We start from the raw sequence: 17547 nt of genomic DNA on the forward strand, positions 1-17547 counted from the left end.
GTAAAAGTTGCGTAACGAAACGAGACTTTCTCAAAAGTTCGTGTTTAATAGATCAGGACTTGTTCTCAAACGGACCTCCTCATATGTCAGCGGTACAAGGTGATTTGCGTGAAGTATCAGAGCAAAATCGGTTGACGGCAATATCTCGACCTACTTATTTATCTGATGTAACCCGAAGTTCCAGCCAGCTGGTTATTATTGTCGAGCGCAAAGAAGACTGGGCGTCTTACTTCCCTTCCGAGGATGTGATGAGTGCGCAGGAGTATCTCGAGCAGCCCCTTGAAAACGAGGCCGGCAAGCGAATTCAGGTGATAAACCTGTGCCGCAGCTACAAGTATCTGGGGCACGGGTATTACTGCTCATTACTTGCGGAAGCGCGTGGCCACAAAGTTATTCCATCCGTGCGAACCATCAGCGAGCTGACACGCAAGTCACTGTATGGGTTGGCACTCGACGATCTGGACAAGGCGCTCGACAAGGCACTGAACAATCATATTTACAGCAATACTGAGGGCTTCACGCTAACCCTGTATTTTGGCAAGACCAACCTTGAACCCTTGCAGGAACTGGCTCGACAAATATTCGAGATATTCCCGTGCCCGGTCCTGTTGGTCGAATTCCGTAAAAGTAATAGTTGGCGCATCGAGGGAATAAAGTCCGGCACCTTGCACAAGCTACGCGAAGACCAGGAAGATCAGTTTGCCAACTCGCTGGACAGCTTCAGCCGCAAGATCTGGCGAATGCCGCGCTCGCCACGCGTGGCCCGCTACGACCTGGCCATACTGCATGACCCGCAAGAAGCGCTGCCGCCTTCCAACGCCAAGGCGCTGGCGAGTTTTATAAGGGTTGGCAAGGGTCTGGGCATTGATGTTGAACTGATCGAGAAGAAAGACTATTCACGAATCGCCGAGTATGACGCCCTGTTGATTCGCGAAACCACCAGCGTGGATAACCATACCTATCGCTTCGCCAAGAAGGCGGAAAGCGAAGGTCTGGTGGTGATGGACGACCCCACTTCAATCCTGCGTTGCACCAACAAGGTGTACCTGACCGATCTGCTCAAGAGTCATCAACTGGGCATGCCGGCAACCGAGATTCTCTACAAGGAACGACCGGAAGACTTCGAGCGAGTCGGCGAACGCCTGGGCTTTCCATTGGTGCTGAAGATTCCCGATGGTTGTTTCTCCCGTGGCGTGATCAAGGTCGAAAGCCAGCAGGCATTGCTGGAAGCCACTTCTGAGCTATTCGAACACTCGGTGTTGTTGCTGGCTCAGGAGTTCTTTTACACCGAATACGACTGGCGCATCGGCGTGCTCAACCGCAAACCGATCTTCGCCTGTCAGTACTTCATGTCCAAGGGGCACTGGCAGATCTACAACCACAAAGCCAAAGGCCAGGACATCAACGGTGAGTGCCGCACCCTGGCGGTCCACGAGGCGCCGCGCGCGGTGGTCGAACTGGCGGTGAAGACCGCCAACCTGATTGGCGATGGTTTGTACGGGGTCGACCTGAAGCAGTCGGGCGATAAAGTGGTGGTGATCGAGGTGAACGACAACCCCAACCTGGATGCGGGTATCGAAGATGCCTACCTGCAAGACGACTTGTATTCTCTGGTACTGGAAGAATTCATCCGCCGCCTAGAGCTGAAACGTCGCGGCCAGGCCTGGTGAGCGGTTGACCCTCTGCTTGCCCTGCAAGACACTTGATTTTCGCAGCCGATAACGCCAGAGGATAAACGTGATCAAGAGTTTTCAACTTGCCCATGGGGCACTGGTACCGGTTGAACGCCTCGATGCCGAGGTCATGTTGTTCAGCAATCCCGATATCGCCGAACGGGATCTGCTGCGCAGCGATTTCAAACTGGACGATCATGCACTGGCTTCGGCGCTGGATCCGGACGAAGTTTCGCGTATCGAGTTCCACCCGGATAACCTGTTCTTGATCTGGAAGCGCCCGGAAAGTTACTCGGGTGGCGACAGCCTGGCCTTCGAAGTGTCGTCGTTCGGTTTACTGTTTTCTAAAACACGCTTGCTGGTCATCGCCACCGACGATTCCCAGTTGAGCGGCCTGGGTGATCGGCACCCCTTGCACACACCGCTGGATGTACTGCTGGACATGCTGTTCAACAACCTCCATCACTACCTGGGCCACCTCAAGGTGATCAAGATGGTGGCCCGCGAGCTGCAGCAGAAGTTCAATTCCTCGATGGAGAACCGCCATCTGATTCAGATGTTCAACCTCAGCGAGAGCCTGATCTATTACATCAACGCGATTCATAGCAATGGTGCGGTCCTGATCCGGCTGCGCAACCATGCCGAGAAGGAGCACTTCAGCGCCGAGGCGATCGCGCTTATCGATGATCTGATCATCGAGAACACCCAGTGCAACAAACAGGCGGAAATCTACTCAAGGGTGTTTTCCGGTTTGATCGATGCGCGCGGCAATCTAATGAACAACAGCATGAACAACCTGCTGCGCAAACTGACGCTGATCAACGTGGTCTTCCTGCCGCTCAACCTGATCGCCAGTATCGGCGGCATGTCCGAGTTCAGCATGATGACCGCAACCGTACCTTGGTGGATCGCCTATCCGCTTTTTGTCACAGGCATGCTGGTTACCGGAGGCCTGATGGTGATCGTGCTCAAGCGTCTGACGCGTGGCTCACCCAGTATGAACCGCCCCCACTGAACCCTTCATGAGACTGAACTGCCCCAGCCTCCTTGCTCTTCATCAATGATTCGCTCAAGGAACAAAACGATAGCCAACACCTGTTTCGGTGATGAGATGGCACGGCTGCGACGGGTCAGCTTCGATCTTCTTGCGCAGGCCTCCCATGAACACTCGTAGATACTGTGTATCTGCTTGATGGGAAGGCCCCCATACCGCCTTAAGCAATTGCAGATGCGTCAGCACTCGGTCCGGGTGGGCACACAAGTGCGTCAGCAGGCGGTATTCCAGTGGGGTCAGGTGCACGGGAACGCCGGCGCGCTCCACGATGCGCCGATCCATGTCGATCCGAACATCACCAAAGGTCACGATCGAGGTGCTTTCAATACTCTTCACGCTCCGGCGCACCTGGGCCCGGACTCGCGCGAGCAATTCACCCGTGCCGAACGGCTTCACCAGATAGTCATCGGCACCGGTATCCAGCGCAATAATCTTGGCGGACTCGGCACTGCGCGCCGACAAGACAATAATCGGCACCTGCGACCAGGTCCGCAGATCGCGGATGAGGTCGACGCCATCGCCATCAGGCAACCCGAGGTCAAGGACAATGAGGTCGGGTCGTCGTGTTCCGGCTTCAATGAGACCACGCTGCAGCGAGTCGGCCTCATACACCAGCAGCCCCTCGGCCTCGAGCGCCATGCGTACGAAACGCCGGATCTCGATTTCGTCCTCAACGATCAGGACACGCAGTGCCGTTTCACTCATGATTCTAGTCCTCGTCAGTCGGCTCCGGCGACAGCTCGATAATCGGCGGCTCTGTGCGTGGCAGGCGCAAAGTGAAACGTGCGCCACCCTCCGGACGAGTGACACCGAGAACCGTTCCTCCATGAGCCTGGGCAATGGCACGGCTAATGGCAAGCCCCAGTCCGACACCCGGGATCGCGCTTTCCTTTTTACCGCGCTCGAACTTGCTGAATATCGCTTCCTCGTGCCCTCGCGGCAGTCCGGGACCATAATCGTCGACCCATAATTCAACAGTATCGTCGGTGGCGGCAGCGCCAATTCTGATGGGCGTATCGGGAGGGGTGTACTTGCCGGCGTTTTCCAGCAAGTTGACCAGCACTCGCTCGATCAACACCGCATCGATATGTACCAGCGGCAGGTCTTCAGGAAGAGCAACCTGTACCGGGCGCACTCCCAAGGCTGGTCGAATGGCCCTCAGCGAACTGCCCACAACTTCCTCCAAAGGTTGCCATTGCAAATTTAGCGCAACCGCACCAGATTCAAGCCGTGCCATGTCGAGCAGGTTATTGACCAGTATGTTCATGCGTAGCGCTGATTCACGTATCGCATGGGCAATCTCGACTGGCTCGCCGGTCAACGAAGGCTTCGTCAGCGTCAGCGTCTCGGCCAATCCGACCATCGCCGTGAGAGGCGTTCGTAGATCATGTGAGATCGCAGCAAGCAGCGAGTTACGCAGGCGCTCCGACTCCATCTGAACTGTGGTGTCCTGAGCGACATTGACGTAATGGATTCTTTCGAGCGAGATGGCCAATAGCGACGCGCAGGTGTCGAGCAGGCGTCGCTGTTCCGGAACACCCAATCGGGTAGCGTCACGCGGCTGCACGGCCAATACACCGCGTACGCGCATTGGTGCCGACAGCGGCAGATAGAGTGTGGGGCTGGCCGGAAGCGTATCGGTTCCCTGCCCCGCCGCCTGGACTTTATCGAAGGACCATTGGGCAATGGCAGAGTCGACCTCAGGTGCATCGCCTGTGGTCATCGGCGTTTGCAGCTTGTCGTTGTCATCCGCGACGAGCAAGGCTGACCGGGCGTTGAATTCGTCTGCGAGGAAGCGAGTCCCGATCTCGGCCACTTGCTCGGTCATTAGCGCGGCGGATAACTGTCGTGAAATCTCATACAGCGCTCGTATGCGATCTTCGCGTTTTTGCGCAACCCGTGCCTGGTAGGTCAGGCCGGCAGTCATTTGACCGATCACCAGTGCCACAACCAGCATTACACCGAAGGTCACCAGGTACTGGACGTCGCTGATGGCGAATGAAAAACGTGGTGATACGAAAAAGAAGTCAAACGCACCCACCGAAAAAAATGCGGCGAGAATCGCCGGACCGCGACCGTAGCGAACCGCGATGCCGACGACCGCGAGCAGGAACAGCATCACGATATTGGCCAGTTCGAACACCCGCAACAGCGGCGTGGCGAGCAAGGTGGTCGCCGCACAGATCGCGGCACTCATGGCGTAGGCGGGCCACGCCACGCGACTTTCACCCCCGATGGCTGCCTTCTCGGGCCGTGTCCTTTGTAATGCCGGGAGTGCTATCTGAACTACGTCCAGGTCGGCTCCAAACTCACCGATCCGATCCGCCAGCGCGGTCGGATTTTCATAGGGATGCGCCGAGTTGGTGTTGAAGAAACCGCCGCCGTTGGTGCCAAGCATCTTGATCGCCTCTTGCGACGCCACCGGTCCCATCGCAAGCGTTTGCGTGTGGCTGGTGGTGTCCTGCATGACGGCCTTGCCTTGGGCGTCCATCATCGGTTGGCCGGAAGCATCGAGCTTGGGTGACTGGTACTGTATGACTTCAAGCGTCGCCACTTCTTTATACGGTTCGAAATTCTGGATCACCCCCTGGCTGACGAAAAACAACCCGAATATCAGCGATAGCGGCAGCAAGACCCACAAGGTGACACGGGTGAGGTCAGCCCAAATATTGCCGATGCTGGTCGCGCTGTGGCGTGCGAAGCCACGGATCAGTGCCATCACAACCACAATGCCAGAGGCCGCCGACAGAAAATTCTGCACCGCCAGCGCGAGCATCTGGGTCAGATAGCTCATTGTCGCTTCGCCGCTATAGCCCTGCCAGTTGGTGTTGGTGACGAAACTGGCTGCCGTGTTGAACGACGAGTCAGGGCTGACGGCGCCAAAACCCTGCGGATTGAGCGGAAGGAAAGCTTGCAGGCGCTGTAGTGCATAGACTACCAACAGCCCGAGAATGTTGAACAGCAGCAGCGCGAGCACGTACTGAAGCCAACCCATCTCGGTGTCGGCCTTGACTCCCGCGAGGCGATATAGCGGTGCCTCAATACGTTTGCCGAAAGTGAATCGCCCCTCCATCACCGTGGTGAGCCAACTGGCGAGCGGCCACGCCAACGCAACCAGTACCAGAAGATAGACGCCAAGCAGAGTCCAGGCCTGGATCGTCATAAGAAATCCTCCGGAAACAGCAGCGCGGTGATGAGGTAGATCAGCAGCCCGAACGCCAGCAAGCCGCCCAAGAGGTAGAGGCCGTTCATGAACGCCTCCTGTTCAGTGCAGCACAACCGTAAGCCAGGCCCACTACGGTGACGAAGCACAGTGCGCCGAGCCCTAGAAAGACCATGTCCATCACGATTCCTCCGGTGATGGTGTCTAGCCTAGGGACTCATGTATCAAGATGCTGAAAATACTCCGGCGGGCGAGATAAAGATCTCGAAAAGACGGAACGGGGCTTTTAGCGCTGTTTGCACTCTACGACCTCACCGCAGGTTGCGTCGCATCCAACCCTCCCCGTGTCGCGTATGAGTTGTCGGATCTAGGAATGGGCTTGCTGGTCCATATGATTCCAGTATGGACATGGGTGTTGGAAAACGCAGATAGAGTGCGAAGTGCTCGGGCGAACTATGATACCCGCGGCCCTCACTCTTCCTGAGCCACCAGGCGCAGACCTTTGCGCGTGACTTGCTGGCCCACTGTGAAGCGCTCGTTGGGCGAGCGCACGGTACTGAGGTTGCCTTGGGCATCCTTCACTTCGTAGGCGGTCCCACTCTGGCCAGAGGCTTGCTGCGCTGCACCGCCCAGGAAGAAACCGGCACCGGCCCCCACCAGCGCGCCCAGGGGACCGCCCACTGCGCCGACCATCATTCCGGTGAGCGTGCCATAGCCTTTGCCGCCCGTGGTATCGGGGACTTCGCGGACAACCTTGTCAGCCATGCATAGGGGGGAAAGAAGAACAAGGCACAGCGAGAAACTGAGGGGGATTGAATGAGTCATGGTGGATTCCTTTGGCGGTTACTGTTTGCTATTGGATCATCACAAACCGTGCCAGTTTTTTTATTCAATTAAATCAGTCTCTTATAAACACTGAGGTCATAAAGACTATGAGCGAAATACGTCATATCGACTATGCCATATGTCATTATGACTATAGCCACCAACGCTCAACCCTCCCCGCCCCTGGATTCCCCGAGCCGTCAAACCACCATCCCGTCCCGAGCCACCACCACGCCCGGTGGCAACGCGTTATCGGGCAGCCACGCATCCAGTGTGTGCCCGATGTGCGTCAACACCGCCAACCGCGGCTTCAACTCGGCGATGCAAGCCAGTGCCAGGTTGAGGTCGTTGTGGTTACGGGGTGACTGCGGTTGTGGCGCCATGGTGCAGTCCAGCACCAGCGCGTCCAACGGCTGGCGTTGCAGGAAGTCGCGAGTGTGCTCCGGCAGGCCGACGGTATCGGTCAGGTAGGCAATACGTCGCCCCTCGCCTTCCAGTAGGTAACCCAAGGTCGGTTTCGAATGCACCAAGGGTACAGCCGTGACGCGAAGCGCACCAAGTTGCCGGCTTTCAAAGGCGCTGAACGGCTGACTGAAATCCAGAATCCCCGGGTGTTTGTACAGATCCGCCAAGCCCTCGGGGTCCACCGGACCGTGTACCGGAATCACCAGCCCCTGCCCCCAGCGCAAGTGCAACAACCCTTGCGCATGATCTGCGTGGTAATGGGTCTGCAGGATGCCGTTGAAGCTACGCGGCGGGAAACGCTCGACCAGATCGGTGAGCCCCGAATCGATCAGCCAGCGTTGATCAGCGCACTCAATGAGCGCGCTGCACGGCCGACGGCGTAACCGTGGATCGACCTGCGCGGCGGCACACGCGCAACACTCACAACCGTAGACCGGTACCTGCCGCGCATCGGCAGTGCCCAACAGAGTCAGGCGCATACCGCCTCCTTGCCGATCAGTTGCAGCAGGCGACCCAGGGTTTGCTCGATAGACCCGGAATTGTCCAGCAGTTGCAGGCGCTTGTCCTTGCTCGCCATCAAGCTTGCGGCGAAGTCAGCATTGCGCGCCAAGCGTGCCTCGATCTCCGGCAACGACTCGCGACCACGGACCAACAAGCGCTGGCGCAATATTGCCTGATCCACCGTCAGCAATAGGCCGAGCAACGTCGGATAACGCTCACACGCCTGAGGCAAATGTCCACGTGAGCCGTTGACCAGCACATCCAGCCCGGACTCCAGCCACGCATCGATTTCCTTCGGGATGCCATAGAACAGGCCGTTGGCCTGCCAGCTCAAGGCAAACGCGCCCTGAGCCTGCAACGTTATGAACTCGTCGACGCTGACCGCCCGTGCGGCCTCGCCCACAGCTTCCGTCGAACGGGTGATGACCCGCCGCACGATCCGGCAGTCCCGATCGACCAGCGATTCGCGTGCAGCATCAAGCAGGCTGTCCTTGCCCGAACCGGAAGGTCCAATGAGATAGATCAACCTGCCGGCCATCAAAACACCCTCTTCGCTTGTCGCCAGACCTGCTGGATCACCGGCATGCCGTCCTGGTTCCTGGCGTGGATCAGGTCGGCCCGCAAGCCGACGCGGATCTCTCCGCGATCATTGAGCCCCGCCGCCTGCGCCGGTGCACGACTGACCATGCCCACCGTTTGGGGCAGATCGCACTGATTGTCTTGCGCCGCGAGCATGAACGCCGCTTGCAGCAGGCTGGCGGGATAGTAATCGCTGGAGAGAATATCCAGCAGCCCTTCTTTCGCCAGGTCAGCCGCCGCCACGTTGCCAGAGTGCGATCCGCCGCGCACGATGTTCGGTGCGCCCATCAATACGCTCATGCCCAACCGATGGCTGGCGCGTGCGGCTTCCAGGGAGGTCGGGAATTCGGCAATGGTCATGCCCAAGCGGGCCGATTCCTCGACATGCGCCAGGGTCGCGTCATCGTGACTGGCTACCGACAGGCCCCGGGCCAGGCAGTCCTCAACAATGGCGCGGCGATAACGGTCGCTGAACTCGCGGGAGTTGGCCACCTGGGTGAGGATGAATTCGTCCATCTGCAGCGTGGTCAGGTGGTATTTGCCCATGTAGTACTCGCGGTACTTCGCTTCAAGGGCGAATTGACGCTGACCCGGCGAGTGGTCCATGACTGACACCAACTGCACCAGCGGGTGCTCCACCAGATCGCGAAACACGCTCAGGGTGTCCGGATGGCACAGCTCGCAACGCAAGTGCAGCCGGTGTTCGGCACGGGTCAGGCCGGCGGTGTTGGCCGAGGCAATGCCTTCGAGCATCGCCGACAGTTTCTGCATGCGGTTGCCCTTGGGGTTGACGTCACCAATCGACAGCGCGTCGAAGACCGTGGTGATGCCCGCCGCGACGATCTGCGCATCATGACTCAAGATTGCAGAGGTCGAGGGCCAGTCCACGCCAGGGCGCGGCGTCATATGCTTTTCGAGGTTGTCGGTGTGCAGCTCGATCAGCCCCGGCAGCAGGTAGTCGCCGTGCAGGTCTTGCGCCTGTGGCAAACGGCTGGAGCACTCATCTATGTGTGTGATCAGGCCGTTGCGCACCACCACGGTGCCGTTGAACACCCGGTCTGCGGTGACGATTTGAGCGTTGCTAAGAATCTGTTCGGTCAGCATGGCAGGGCGTCCTTGGCAGTCGGGGTCATGTCGAGGTGGCGGTCGGCGACCGCTTCACGGGCGGCGCGGTCGTGAAAAATACCGATCAGGGCGGCGCCTTGCGCTTTGGCTTCGTGCATCAGTTCCAGCACCACTTGACGGTTGGTGTCGTCCAGCGAAGCGGTCGGTTCGTCGAGCAGCATCAGCGGCCAAGTGACCATGAAGCCGCGCGCGATGTTGACCCTCTGTTGTTCGCCCCCGGAAAACGTGCCCGGCGCCAGTTGCCACAAGCGTTGCGGAATGTTCAGTCGCGCCAGCAGCTGTTCGGCCCGGGATTTGGCGTTGTCTTTCGACCAACCGCGCGCCAGGGCTGGCTCCATGACCACGTCCAGTGTCGCGACCCGCGGGATCACCCGCAGAAACTGGCTGACATAGCCCAAGGTCGTTTGCCGCACTTGCAGCACTTCACGCGGCTGCGCACCGACCATTTCCAGCCATCCGCCTTCATGGCGCACGCGGATGCTGCCGCCCGCCGGTAGATAGTTGCCGTACAGCGTGCGCAACAAGGTGCTTTTGCCGGCACCGGACTGCCCGTGCAACACCAGGCATTCACCGGCGCTGACGGTAAAGTTCAGGTCGTCGAGCACGTTCAGGACCACACCGTTTTGCTGGTGCAGCGTGAAGGTTTTCGAGAGGTTGCGAACCTCGATCAGCGTATTCATCATGCACACCCCAAAAAGACGGCGGCGACCAGGGACCGCCCGGTCGCCGGTTGAATCACGGTTGCAGCACCGAGGACACCAGCAGCTGCGAATAAGGATGCTGCGGGTCGTCGAGGATCTGATCGGTCAGCCCGGCTTCTACCACCCGGGAGCGGCGCATCACCATCAAACGGTCGGCCAGCAAGCGAGCAACGGCCAGGTCGTGGGTAACGATTACCACCGCCAGGTCCAATTCACGCACCAGGCCACGCAACAGGTCGAGCAAGCGCGCCTGCACCGACACGTCGAGGCCACCGGTGGGTTCGTCCATGAACACCAGGCGCGGGCCAGACACCAGATTGCGGGCGATTTGCAGGCGCTGCTGCATGCCCCCCGAGAAGGTGCGCGGCAGGTCATCAATGCGCAACGGGTCGATTTCTACCTGGCTCAGCCAGTCAATCCCGGCAGCTCGCAGCTGGCTGTAATTGCGCACGCCTTGGGCCATCAAGCGTTCGCCGATGTTGGCGCCGGCCGACACGCCCATGCGCAAGCCATCACGAGGGTTTTGTTCGACGAAGCCCCATTCGGTGCGCAGCAAGGTGCGGCGTTCGGCTTCGCTGGCGCTGTACAGGTCCAGCCACTGGCCGTCTTTGCCGCGATAACCGATGGTGCCGCGGTCCGGCGGGCAACGGCCGCTGAGCAGCGAAAGCAGGGTCGACTTGCCCGAACCGGACTCGCCGACGATGCCCAGCACTTCGCCGGGATACAGGTCGAAACTGACGTCGTCACAGCCTTTCTCCGGGCCATACAAACGCGACAGGCCCCGTACTTTCAGCAGCGGTTGCGCGCGCTCTACCTGACGGTTCCGCAAGGTCTGTTCAGTCTGTTCAGTCTGCACTGACATGTTCATTGACCGGCCTCCTGTTGGCTGCTGCGCTGGGCGCAATAGTCGGTGTCCGAGCAGACGAAGCTTTGGCTGCCGGCGTCGTCGAGGATCAGTTCATCGAGGTAGGAATCGCGGCTGCCACAGATGGCGCAGCACTGTTCCCATTTCTGTATTTCAAACGGGTGATCTTCGAAGTCGAGACTGACCACTTTGGTGTAGGGCGGCACGGCGTAGAGACGCTTCTCGCGACCGGCGCCGAACAGCATCAGCGCCGGGCTCATGTCGAGTTTCGGGTTATCGAATTTCGGGATCGGCGAAGGGTCCATCACATAGCGTTCGTCGACCATCACCGGGTAGGCGTAACTGGTGGCGATGTGGCCGAAGGTGGCGATGTCTTCGTAGAGTTTGACGTGCATCACGCCATAGTCGTTGAGCGCGTGCATGGTCCTGGTTTCGGTTTCCGACGGTTCGATAAAGCGCAGCGGCTCCGGAATCGGCACCTGATAAACCATGATCTGATCGGCGTGCAACGGGGTTTCAGGAATCCGGTGACGGGTCTGGATCACGGTGGCTTCCGGCGTGCGTTCGGTGGTGGCGATGCCGGCGGTACGGGCGAAAAAGCGGCGGATCGATACTGCGTTGGTGGTGTCATCGGCGCCCTGGTCGATGACCTTTAGCACGTCATCGGCAGCCAGAATCGCGGCGGTCATTTGCATGCCACCGGTACCCCAGCCATAGGGCAACGGCATTTCACGGCCACCGAACGGCACCTGATAACCGGGAATCGCCACGGCTTTGAGCAGGCCGCGGCGGATCATGCGTTTGGTTTGCTCATCGAGGTAGGCAAAGTTGTAGGCTTCGTCCCGCTCCGGGCGGACAGGCGTCACACGGCTCATTGGTTCTTCTCCGGCGCGGCAGGCTTGCGCATCTTGCGGACCAGTTCCAGTTCGGACTGGAAGTCGACGTAGTGCGGCAACTTGAGGTGCGACACGAAACCGGCGGCTTCGACGTTGTCGCAGTGGCTGAGCACGAACTCCTCCTGCTGGGCCGGCGATTCGATTTCTTCGTTGAACTCTCCAGCGCGCAGCGAACGGTCCACCAGGGCCATGCCCATGGCTTTACGTTCAGCGTGGCCGAAAGCCAGGCCGTAACCGCGAGTGAACTGCGGCAGCTCTTTACCTGAACCGACGAACTGGTTGACCATTTCGCACTCGGTCACTTCAATGCTGCCGATAGCAATCGGGAAACCCAGCTCTTGCGGTTCGATCCAGACCTCGACTTCACCGATGCGAATTTCGCCGGCGAACGGGTGATTGCGGCCGTAGCCACGTTGCGTCGAGTAACCCAACGCCAGCAGAAACCCTTCGTCGCCACGGGCCAAGGCCTGCAAGCGTTGAGCACGGTTGGACGGAAACTCCAGCGGTTCGCGGGTGATGTCCGGAACAGCGTGATCGTTGCTGGCTTCGTTCTTGATCAAGCCTTCTTTGGCCAGTATCCCCAGGACCCGCGGGCACGGTTCCAGGCTCGCGCCCTCTTCCACCTGGGGCCCGGGATATTCGCCTTCGGCCAACAAGGCGAAGTCCAGCAAGCGATGGGTGTAGTCAAAGGTCGGGCCCAGCAATTGGCCGCCCGGGACGTCCTTGAACGTGGCCGACAGCCGACGGTTCAATTGCATGACCGACGTGTCAATCGGCAGGCTGGCGGTGAAGCGCGGCAACGTGGTCCTGTAGGCCCGCAACAGGAAAATCGCTTCGACCAGATCCCCGGCCGCCTGCTTGATCGCCAGCGCAGCCAGTTGCTCGTCGTACAGTGAGCCTTCGGTCATGACCCGTGCGACCGCCAACGGTAGCTGCTGACGAATCTGTTCGACCGCCAGTTCCGCAATCGAGGTGTCGCCCCGGCGTTTTTTGGCCAACAATCGGTGGGCATTGTCGATGGCCTGTTCGCCACCTTTAACGGCTACGTACATCAGGCTTGCTCCTCGGTTACGCTGGGGCTGACGCGGGTGCTGCGGGGCAAGCCAATGACGCTGTGGCCGGCCAGGAAGAACGCATCCAGTCCACGCGGAAAATCGTTGCGGGCGTCGCGCTCACGCCAGAAGCTGTCGGCCAAGGGCAATGCCACCTGGTTTTCGCTCTGGATACCGGGGCCGCGCCACGTCAGAGGACGACCGCCTTGCAGTTGCGCCAACTGAATCAGCAGCGTGCAGGACTGATCGGGATAACGGTCGTTGCCCAGGTCGAAACCACGCAGGTCGCTCAGTTCGCTGTCGTCAAGCAAGGCAAAACGCGCCTGCTCACGGCTGCTGACAATAGGGCAGCCACAGTGGAACGCCAGGTTGGCGCGAATCGCCGGCGTGTCGAATGCCGGCGCCAGCCACAGCGCAGTGTCGATATCCAGCAACGCCAGGCACAGCGCGTAACTGGCCGGTGCCAGGCCATCCAGTGGCGCCACCTGTACCAGCGGTTGAATCACGCCGGGTCCGGCCAACGCCTTGAGCGCGGCGCGGAAGCTGCGCGCGGAATCCAGCACGGGGTCGGCGAAAGCCGGTAGCAGAAGGGTTGTGCTCATCAGTCTTCTCCTCTGACCAGGGTGAAGAACTCAACCTTGGTCGCTGCGGTTTCGGCGTCTTTGGCCGCACGGCGCGATGCTTGCGCACGGGCCATGGGTTCGATCAGTTCACTCATCCAGCGCGCCTGTTGCGTGCCTTGCAGATGGGCGTCGGCCAGCGCGGCCAGTTCGGCGTGGGCCTTGTCGCGGCCGGCCAGGTAGCTGTAACCGGTGCGCCCATCAGCCAGGCGCACCACACAGCGGGTGACACTCATTTCGCCAATGTTGAAGGGCGCACCGGTCCCGCCCATGCGACCGCGAACCAGGGTCATGCCGATTTCCGGGGCACGGATCAGTTGGTATTCGGTGTCGCGCAGGGCCGCTTCATGGCGCTTCAACTCGGCACTGCCCGCTTGGGCGAGGACACCGATCCACTGTTGACGGGCAGCGTGTTCGGCTACGGGAGCAGCATTCATCTTCGACATCTCCATCATGTGATGACCTGGTATTGGAAGCGGTCCGAACGGCTGGTGGACTGTGAAAGCTCCACCGGCTGACCGAACGCATCACGGGAAAGGGTCAGGACGCTGAGCGCGGGCAAGTGCCGGGGCATCATGAGCAAGCCCGCTTCCTCGCGGCTCGGCAAACGCGCACCGATCAGGCTGAAGGAGCGGGTCAGCGGCACGTCGCGTTCGGCGAAAAACTGCCGCAGCGAACCGCCGGTGTAGGCCGCCAGCAGCTCAGTACGGCTAGCGCAAAATCGGTGACGAATCAGGCTCACCGGCTGGTTGTCGATCAAGCGCAAGGTTTGCAGCTCAATCAGCGGCGCTTGATCGGCAAGGCCCAGATGCATGGCCTCATCGCGACTCGCCAGACAGTTGCTACGTTTCAACAGTTTGGCTTCAACGCCATGACCGAGGGCCGAGACGGACTGGCTGTAGGCGCTTTCGGCGACCATTGGGTAGATCAAAGGGCGTTCCAGCACTTGCGTGCCTTTGCCCTGGCGCCGCAACACGCTGCCCTCGGAGACCAACTCGTCAATGGCACGCCGCACGGTGTGGCGGTTGACGGCAAAGCGTGCCGCCAGGCGTATCTCGGCAGGCAGGTAATCACCGGCCTGGTAATCACCCAGCTCGCGACGCAGGGTGTCGGCCAGTTCGCGGTAAACGGGTTCGATTTGTCTAGACAACTGCATGGTAAAAAAAAGCGCCGTCAGGCACCCTCTCCGTCAAATGAACTGTTTGCGCAGGCGCTGCGACAACACGTCGATCAGGGTCACGACGCAGATAATTACCAGCAATACAGCGCAGGTTTGGGTGAACGCGAACGAGCGGATGTTCTCCCAGAGGATCACGCCAATCCCGCCAGCACCGACCATCCCGACCACCGTGGCCGAGCGCACGTTGGACTCGAAACGGTACAGGGCGTAGGAGATCCACAGCGGCATGACTTGCGGGATAACCCCGTAGATCACTTCTTGCAGTGCGCTGGCGCCGGTAGCACGCACGCCTTCGACCGGGCCTGGATCAATCGCTTCCACGGCTTCGGCAAACAGCTTGGCGAGCACGCCTGTGGTGCTGATCCACAACGCCAGAACACCCGCGAACGGACCGAGGCCGACGGCGACCACAAACAACATCGCGAACACCATTTCGTTGATCGAGCGGCAAGAATCCATGACGCGGCGCAGGGGTTGGTGGACCCACCACGGGGTGATATTTTCCGCACACAGAATGCCCAGCGGAACGGAACAGACAATCGCCAGGACCGTGCCCCAGAGCGCGATCTGAACGGTGACGAGCATTTCCTTGAGGTAGGAGCGCCATTCCTGGAAGTCAGGCGGGAAGAAGTCGGCAGCGAAGGTCGCCATGTTGCCGGAGTCTCGGTACAGCGCCAGCGGATTCATCTCGGCACCCTGCCAGGCCCAAGCCAACATGGCGAGGAACAGGCCCCAGCCGATGTACTGCGGCCAGGTGCGTTTGCCAACAAGTTCGGCGTGTGCAGCATGGGAAGTCATAAACGGCTCTCGAAAAATCAACATCATTCAAAGGCAGCGATCAGGCGACGCCCTCCCTGGCGTCCCTTCAGCCGGCATCAGCCAGCGCTGGCGGTATTCTTTTTCTCAAGCTCGGCGATACGGTCTTGCAACTTGGCCAGACCCGCGTCGATCTCTTTCAGACGGGTCTCTTTTTCCTTGGTATCCAGGGTGGTGCTGGCCACGACTTCGTTGCGCTGTTTGAACAGTTCAAGCTGACGGATCGGCAACAACTGGTCGTCGGAGGACTTGAGGAACTTGCCCAACTGCATGCCTTTGAGCACTTCTTTTTCGTGATCGGTGTCACCGTAGGTGGCGAAGAAATCACGAATCCTGGTTTTTTCTTCGTCGGTCAGACTCTTGCTCCAGACCATCGGGTCGGCCGGGATGATCGGCGACTTCCAGATCACTTTGAGCATCGCGGCTTTGTCAGGCTGAGTGACTTCCAGACGATCCCAGCTTTCGGTGTTGAAGGTGGCGACGTCGAGTTGACCTTTGGCCACGCTCAAGGCGTTCACTTCATGGCTGGAGTTGAGGGTGCGTTTGAATACGCTGGCTGCATCGATGTGATTCTTGGCGAACACGTAGTAGCCCGGCACCAGGTAGCCAGACGTGGAGTTTGGATCACCATTACCGAAGGTCAGGTTCTTGGCGTTCTTGAGCATGTCCTCAACAGAATTGATCGGGCTGTCCTTGCGCACGATCAACAGGCTCCAGTAGCCGGCAGCGCCGTTGGCCGCCGAGGTCTGGGCGAAGATTTCGCCATTGGAACGGTCCACGGCTTCGATGGCCCCCTTGTTGCCCAGCCAGGCGATGTCAACCTTGTTGAAGCGCATGCCCTGGATCAGGCCGGCGTAGTCGGATGCGAAAGTAGCGTTGACCTTCAGGCCGGTCTTCTTCGACATGTCGTCGAGGAAGGGTTGCCAGATGCTCTTCAGGTTCGTCGAAGACTCAGTGGACATGAGGCCGAAATTGATGACTTTCTCTTGCGCCTGGGCAGTGCCGAAGGCGCAGGTAGCCAGCAAAGCGGCAGACGCGAAAGCGCGACCGATACGATTCAACATGGAAGGATTCCTGAGGTTGACGTTGGTGTTTGAATAGGGGAATCAGGCGCGGGCAAAGGCCAGCGCAACGGGCGGCTCGGCGTTGCGAGCTTTGTCGGAGAACAACAGGCTGGTGTCCAGGTCCGCGCCATACAGGTCGTTGAGGAACTGGGAACTCAGTTCGGTCGCGGCGCCATCGAAGTGAATGCGCCCGGCCTTGAGGGCGACGGCACGCTGGCAATAACGCACGGCGTAATCCACCTGATGCAGGGTCACGACCACGGTCTTGCCGTCGCGACGGTTGATGTCAGCAAGTATTTCCATGACCTTGCGCGCGGACTCAGGGTCCAGTGACGCAATCGGTTCGTCGGCCAGAATCACTTCGGCACGCTGGGTCAAGGCACGGGCAATCGCCACGCGCTGCTGCTGCCCGCCGGAAAGCGTGGAGGCGCGCTGCTGGGCGAGATCGGCCAAACCAACGCGGTCCAGCGACTCCATTGCCTGCTGATTCTCTTGCGCGTTGAACAGGCCCAGATTTCCGCGCCAGCCCGGCATGCGACCCAGGCAACCGAGCAACACGTTGTCCAGCACGCTAAGGCGATTGACCAGGTTGAACTGTTGGAAGATGTAGCCGATGTCAGCGCGCAAGCGACGGACATTGCTGTTGAGGTTGCCAGAAGCTTGCACTTCACGACCCAACACCTGGACGCTGCCGCCGTTTTTACGGTCGCAACAGGCCAGGCCCGCCATATGGCGCAACAGCGTGGACTTGCCGGACCCGGAAGCGCCAATCAGCGCAACCATTTCACCGGGTTGTATAGACAACGCAAGATCAACCAACGCGGTCTTGCGAGCAAAAGTCTTGTTCAGACGGTCGACATGGATAGCTGCGTTCATGGGCTTCTCTGTCAGGTTGAACAGCCTCTGCATGGCTGCGTTCGAAGTGCGACTGACATTAGAGACCGTGTGTTTCAGACCCATGAACCGTG

General features: G+C 59.6%; 19 protein-coding genes. 2 read left to right on the forward strand and 17 right to left on the reverse strand.

Annotated features, from left to right (window positions below; genetic code table 11):
* Positions 1-83: 83 nt before the first annotated feature.
* A complete protein-coding gene (locus F8N85_RS23830; RefSeq protein ID WP_150805967.1) occupies positions 84-1670 on the forward strand; it encodes a RimK family protein in 1587 nt (528 codons plus the stop codon).
* 67 nt (positions 1671-1737) lie between these two features.
* Positions 1738-2688 carry a magnesium transporter CorA family protein gene (locus F8N85_RS23835; RefSeq protein WP_150805968.1) on the forward strand — a complete coding sequence of 317 codons (951 nt, stop codon included), beginning with the start codon at positions 1738-1740 and terminating at the stop codon, positions 2686-2688.
* Between the two features lie 54 nt (positions 2689-2742).
* Here the strand turns inward: F8N85_RS23835 and kdpE are convergent, their stop codons facing one another.
* The 17 genes from kdpE to phnC all read right to left on the reverse strand — a co-directional run bounded on the left by kdpE (position 2743) and on the right by phnC (position 17455).
* Positions 2743-3432, reverse strand: coding sequence for a two-component system response regulator KdpE (gene kdpE / locus F8N85_RS23840; protein ID WP_150805969.1), 690 nt, complete (start codon positions 3430-3432; stop codon positions 2743-2745).
* Positions 3433-3436: 4 nt separating this feature from the next.
* Entirely contained in the window at positions 3437-5890 is a 2454-nt protein-coding gene (locus F8N85_RS23845) for a potassium-transporting ATPase subunit KdpA (protein WP_150805970.1), read from the reverse strand.
* The gene (kdpF, locus tag F8N85_RS23850; protein ID WP_150805971.1) at positions 5887-5979 is read right to left on the reverse strand and encodes a K(+)-transporting ATPase subunit F; all 93 of its coding nucleotides are present in this window, start codon (positions 5977-5979) and stop codon (positions 5887-5889) included. Before kdpF ends, F8N85_RS23845 begins: the two co-directional genes overlap by 4 nt.
* A 382-nt stretch (positions 5980-6361) precedes the next feature.
* Positions 6362-6715, reverse strand: coding sequence for a hypothetical protein (locus F8N85_RS23860; RefSeq protein ID WP_150805972.1), 354 nt, complete (start codon positions 6713-6715; stop codon positions 6362-6364).
* Positions 6716-6915: 200 nt separating this feature from the next.
* Complete coding sequence (gene phnP, locus F8N85_RS23865) at positions 6916-7659, reverse strand: phosphonate metabolism protein PhnP (protein WP_150805973.1); 744 nt, start codon at positions 7657-7659, stop codon at positions 6916-6918.
* Complete coding sequence (gene phnN / locus F8N85_RS23870; protein WP_150805974.1) at positions 7650-8219, reverse strand: phosphonate metabolism protein/1,5-bisphosphokinase (PRPP-forming) PhnN; 570 nt, start codon at positions 8217-8219, stop codon at positions 7650-7652. The genes phnP and phnN overlap by 10 nt, the downstream gene beginning before the upstream one ends.
* A complete protein-coding gene (locus F8N85_RS23875) occupies positions 8219-9364 on the reverse strand; it encodes an alpha-D-ribose 1-methylphosphonate 5-triphosphate diphosphatase (RefSeq protein ID WP_150805975.1) in 1146 nt (381 codons plus the stop codon). The genes phnN and F8N85_RS23875 overlap by 1 nt, the downstream gene beginning before the upstream one ends.
* On the reverse strand, positions 9358-10065 hold the full coding sequence (phnL, locus tag F8N85_RS23880) for a phosphonate C-P lyase system protein PhnL (protein WP_150806007.1): 708 nt from the start codon (positions 10063-10065) through the stop codon (positions 9358-9360). The genes F8N85_RS23875 and phnL overlap by 7 nt, the downstream gene beginning before the upstream one ends.
* Positions 10066-10120: 55 nt before the next feature.
* Entirely contained in the window at positions 10121-10948 is an 828-nt protein-coding gene (phnK, locus tag F8N85_RS23885; RefSeq protein WP_150806008.1) for a phosphonate C-P lyase system protein PhnK, read from the reverse strand.
* A gap of 2 nt (positions 10949-10950) precedes the next feature.
* Complete coding sequence (locus F8N85_RS23890; protein ID WP_150805976.1) at positions 10951-11826, reverse strand: alpha-D-ribose 1-methylphosphonate 5-phosphate C-P-lyase PhnJ; 876 nt, start codon at positions 11824-11826, stop codon at positions 10951-10953.
* On the reverse strand, positions 11823-12899 hold the full coding sequence (locus F8N85_RS23895) for a carbon-phosphorus lyase complex subunit PhnI (RefSeq protein WP_150805977.1): 1077 nt from the start codon (positions 12897-12899) through the stop codon (positions 11823-11825). Before F8N85_RS23895 ends, F8N85_RS23890 begins: the two co-directional genes overlap by 4 nt.
* Positions 12899-13501 (reverse strand): phosphonate C-P lyase system protein PhnH, encoded by a 603-nt coding sequence (gene phnH, locus F8N85_RS23900; protein ID WP_150805978.1) that lies wholly within the window; start codon positions 13499-13501, stop codon positions 12899-12901. The genes F8N85_RS23895 and phnH overlap by 1 nt, the downstream gene beginning before the upstream one ends.
* Entirely contained in the window at positions 13501-13956 is a 456-nt protein-coding gene (gene phnG, locus F8N85_RS23905; protein WP_150805979.1) for a phosphonate C-P lyase system protein PhnG, read from the reverse strand. Before phnG ends, phnH begins: the two co-directional genes overlap by 1 nt.
* Before the next feature lie 14 nt (positions 13957-13970).
* Positions 13971-14675, reverse strand: coding sequence for a phosphonate metabolism transcriptional regulator PhnF (gene phnF, locus F8N85_RS23910; protein WP_150805980.1), 705 nt, complete (start codon positions 14673-14675; stop codon positions 13971-13973).
* A gap of 33 nt (positions 14676-14708) precedes the next feature.
* Complete coding sequence (gene phnE / locus F8N85_RS23915; RefSeq protein WP_150805981.1) at positions 14709-15497, reverse strand: phosphonate ABC transporter, permease protein PhnE; 789 nt, start codon at positions 15495-15497, stop codon at positions 14709-14711.
* A gap of 77 nt (positions 15498-15574) precedes the next feature.
* Positions 15575-16579 carry a phosphonate ABC transporter substrate-binding protein gene (gene phnD / locus F8N85_RS23920; protein ID WP_150805982.1) on the reverse strand — a complete coding sequence of 335 codons (1005 nt, stop codon included), beginning with the start codon at positions 16577-16579 and terminating at the stop codon, positions 15575-15577.
* Positions 16580-16621: 42 nt separating this feature from the next.
* Positions 16622-17455, reverse strand: coding sequence for a phosphonate ABC transporter ATP-binding protein (phnC, locus tag F8N85_RS23925; RefSeq protein WP_150805983.1), 834 nt, complete (start codon positions 17453-17455; stop codon positions 16622-16624).
* Positions 17456-17547 lie beyond the last annotated feature (92 nt).

Origin of the sequence: Pseudomonas fluorescens (genome assembly GCF_902497875.1) — a bacterium.
Classification (GTDB): domain Bacteria; phylum Pseudomonadota; class Gammaproteobacteria; order Pseudomonadales; family Pseudomonadaceae; genus Aquipseudomonas; species Aquipseudomonas fluorescens_BR.

Excerpts from the sequence above, each read along its gene's own strand:
- phnK (WP_150806008.1), bottom strand. The coding sequence starts at position 10,948 with ATGTCAGTGCAGACTGAACAGACTGAACAGACCTTGCGGAACCGTCAG.
- phnL (WP_150806007.1), bottom strand. The coding sequence starts at position 10,065 with ATGAATACGCTGATCGAGGTTCGCAACCTCTCGAAAACCTTCACGCTG.
- phnP (WP_150805973.1), bottom strand. The coding sequence starts at position 7,659 with ATGCGCCTGACTCTGTTGGGCACTGCCGATGCGCGGCAGGTACCGGTC.
- F8N85_RS23875 (WP_150805975.1), bottom strand. The coding sequence starts at position 9,364 with ATGCTGACCGAACAGATTCTTAGCAACGCTCAAATCGTCACCGCAGAC.
- F8N85_RS23895 (WP_150805977.1), bottom strand. The coding sequence starts at position 12,899 with ATGTACGTAGCCGTTAAAGGTGGCGAACAGGCCATCGACAATGCCCAC.
- kdpF (WP_150805971.1), bottom strand. The coding sequence starts at position 5,979 with ATGAACGGCCTCTACCTCTTGGGCGGCTTGCTGGCGTTCGGGCTGCTG.
- F8N85_RS23860 (WP_150805972.1), bottom strand. The coding sequence starts at position 6,715 with ATGACTCATTCAATCCCCCTCAGTTTCTCGCTGTGCCTTGTTCTTCTT.
- kdpE (WP_150805969.1), bottom strand. The coding sequence starts at position 3,432 with ATGAGTGAAACGGCACTGCGTGTCCTGATCGTTGAGGACGAAATCGAG.
- phnC (WP_150805983.1), bottom strand. The coding sequence starts at position 17,455 with ATGAACGCAGCTATCCATGTCGACCGTCTGAACAAGACTTTTGCTCGC.
- phnG (WP_150805979.1), bottom strand. The coding sequence starts at position 13,956 with ATGAATGCTGCTCCCGTAGCCGAACACGCTGCCCGTCAACAGTGGATC.
- F8N85_RS23845 (WP_150805970.1), bottom strand. The coding sequence starts at position 5,890 with ATGACGATCCAGGCCTGGACTCTGCTTGGCGTCTATCTTCTGGTACTG.
- F8N85_RS23830 (WP_150805967.1), top strand. The coding sequence starts at position 84 with ATGTCAGCGGTACAAGGTGATTTGCGTGAAGTATCAGAGCAAAATCGG.
- phnH (WP_150805978.1), bottom strand. The coding sequence starts at position 13,501 with ATGAGCACAACCCTTCTGCTACCGGCTTTCGCCGACCCCGTGCTGGAT.
- phnN (WP_150805974.1), bottom strand. The coding sequence starts at position 8,219 with ATGGCCGGCAGGTTGATCTATCTCATTGGACCTTCCGGTTCGGGCAAG.
- F8N85_RS23890 (WP_150805976.1), bottom strand. The coding sequence starts at position 11,826 with ATGAGCCGTGTGACGCCTGTCCGCCCGGAGCGGGACGAAGCCTACAAC.
- phnE (WP_150805981.1), bottom strand. The coding sequence starts at position 15,497 with ATGACTTCCCATGCTGCACACGCCGAACTTGTTGGCAAACGCACCTGG.
- phnF (WP_150805980.1), bottom strand. The coding sequence starts at position 14,675 with ATGCAGTTGTCTAGACAAATCGAACCCGTTTACCGCGAACTGGCCGAC.
- phnD (WP_150805982.1), bottom strand. The coding sequence starts at position 16,579 with ATGTTGAATCGTATCGGTCGCGCTTTCGCGTCTGCCGCTTTGCTGGCT.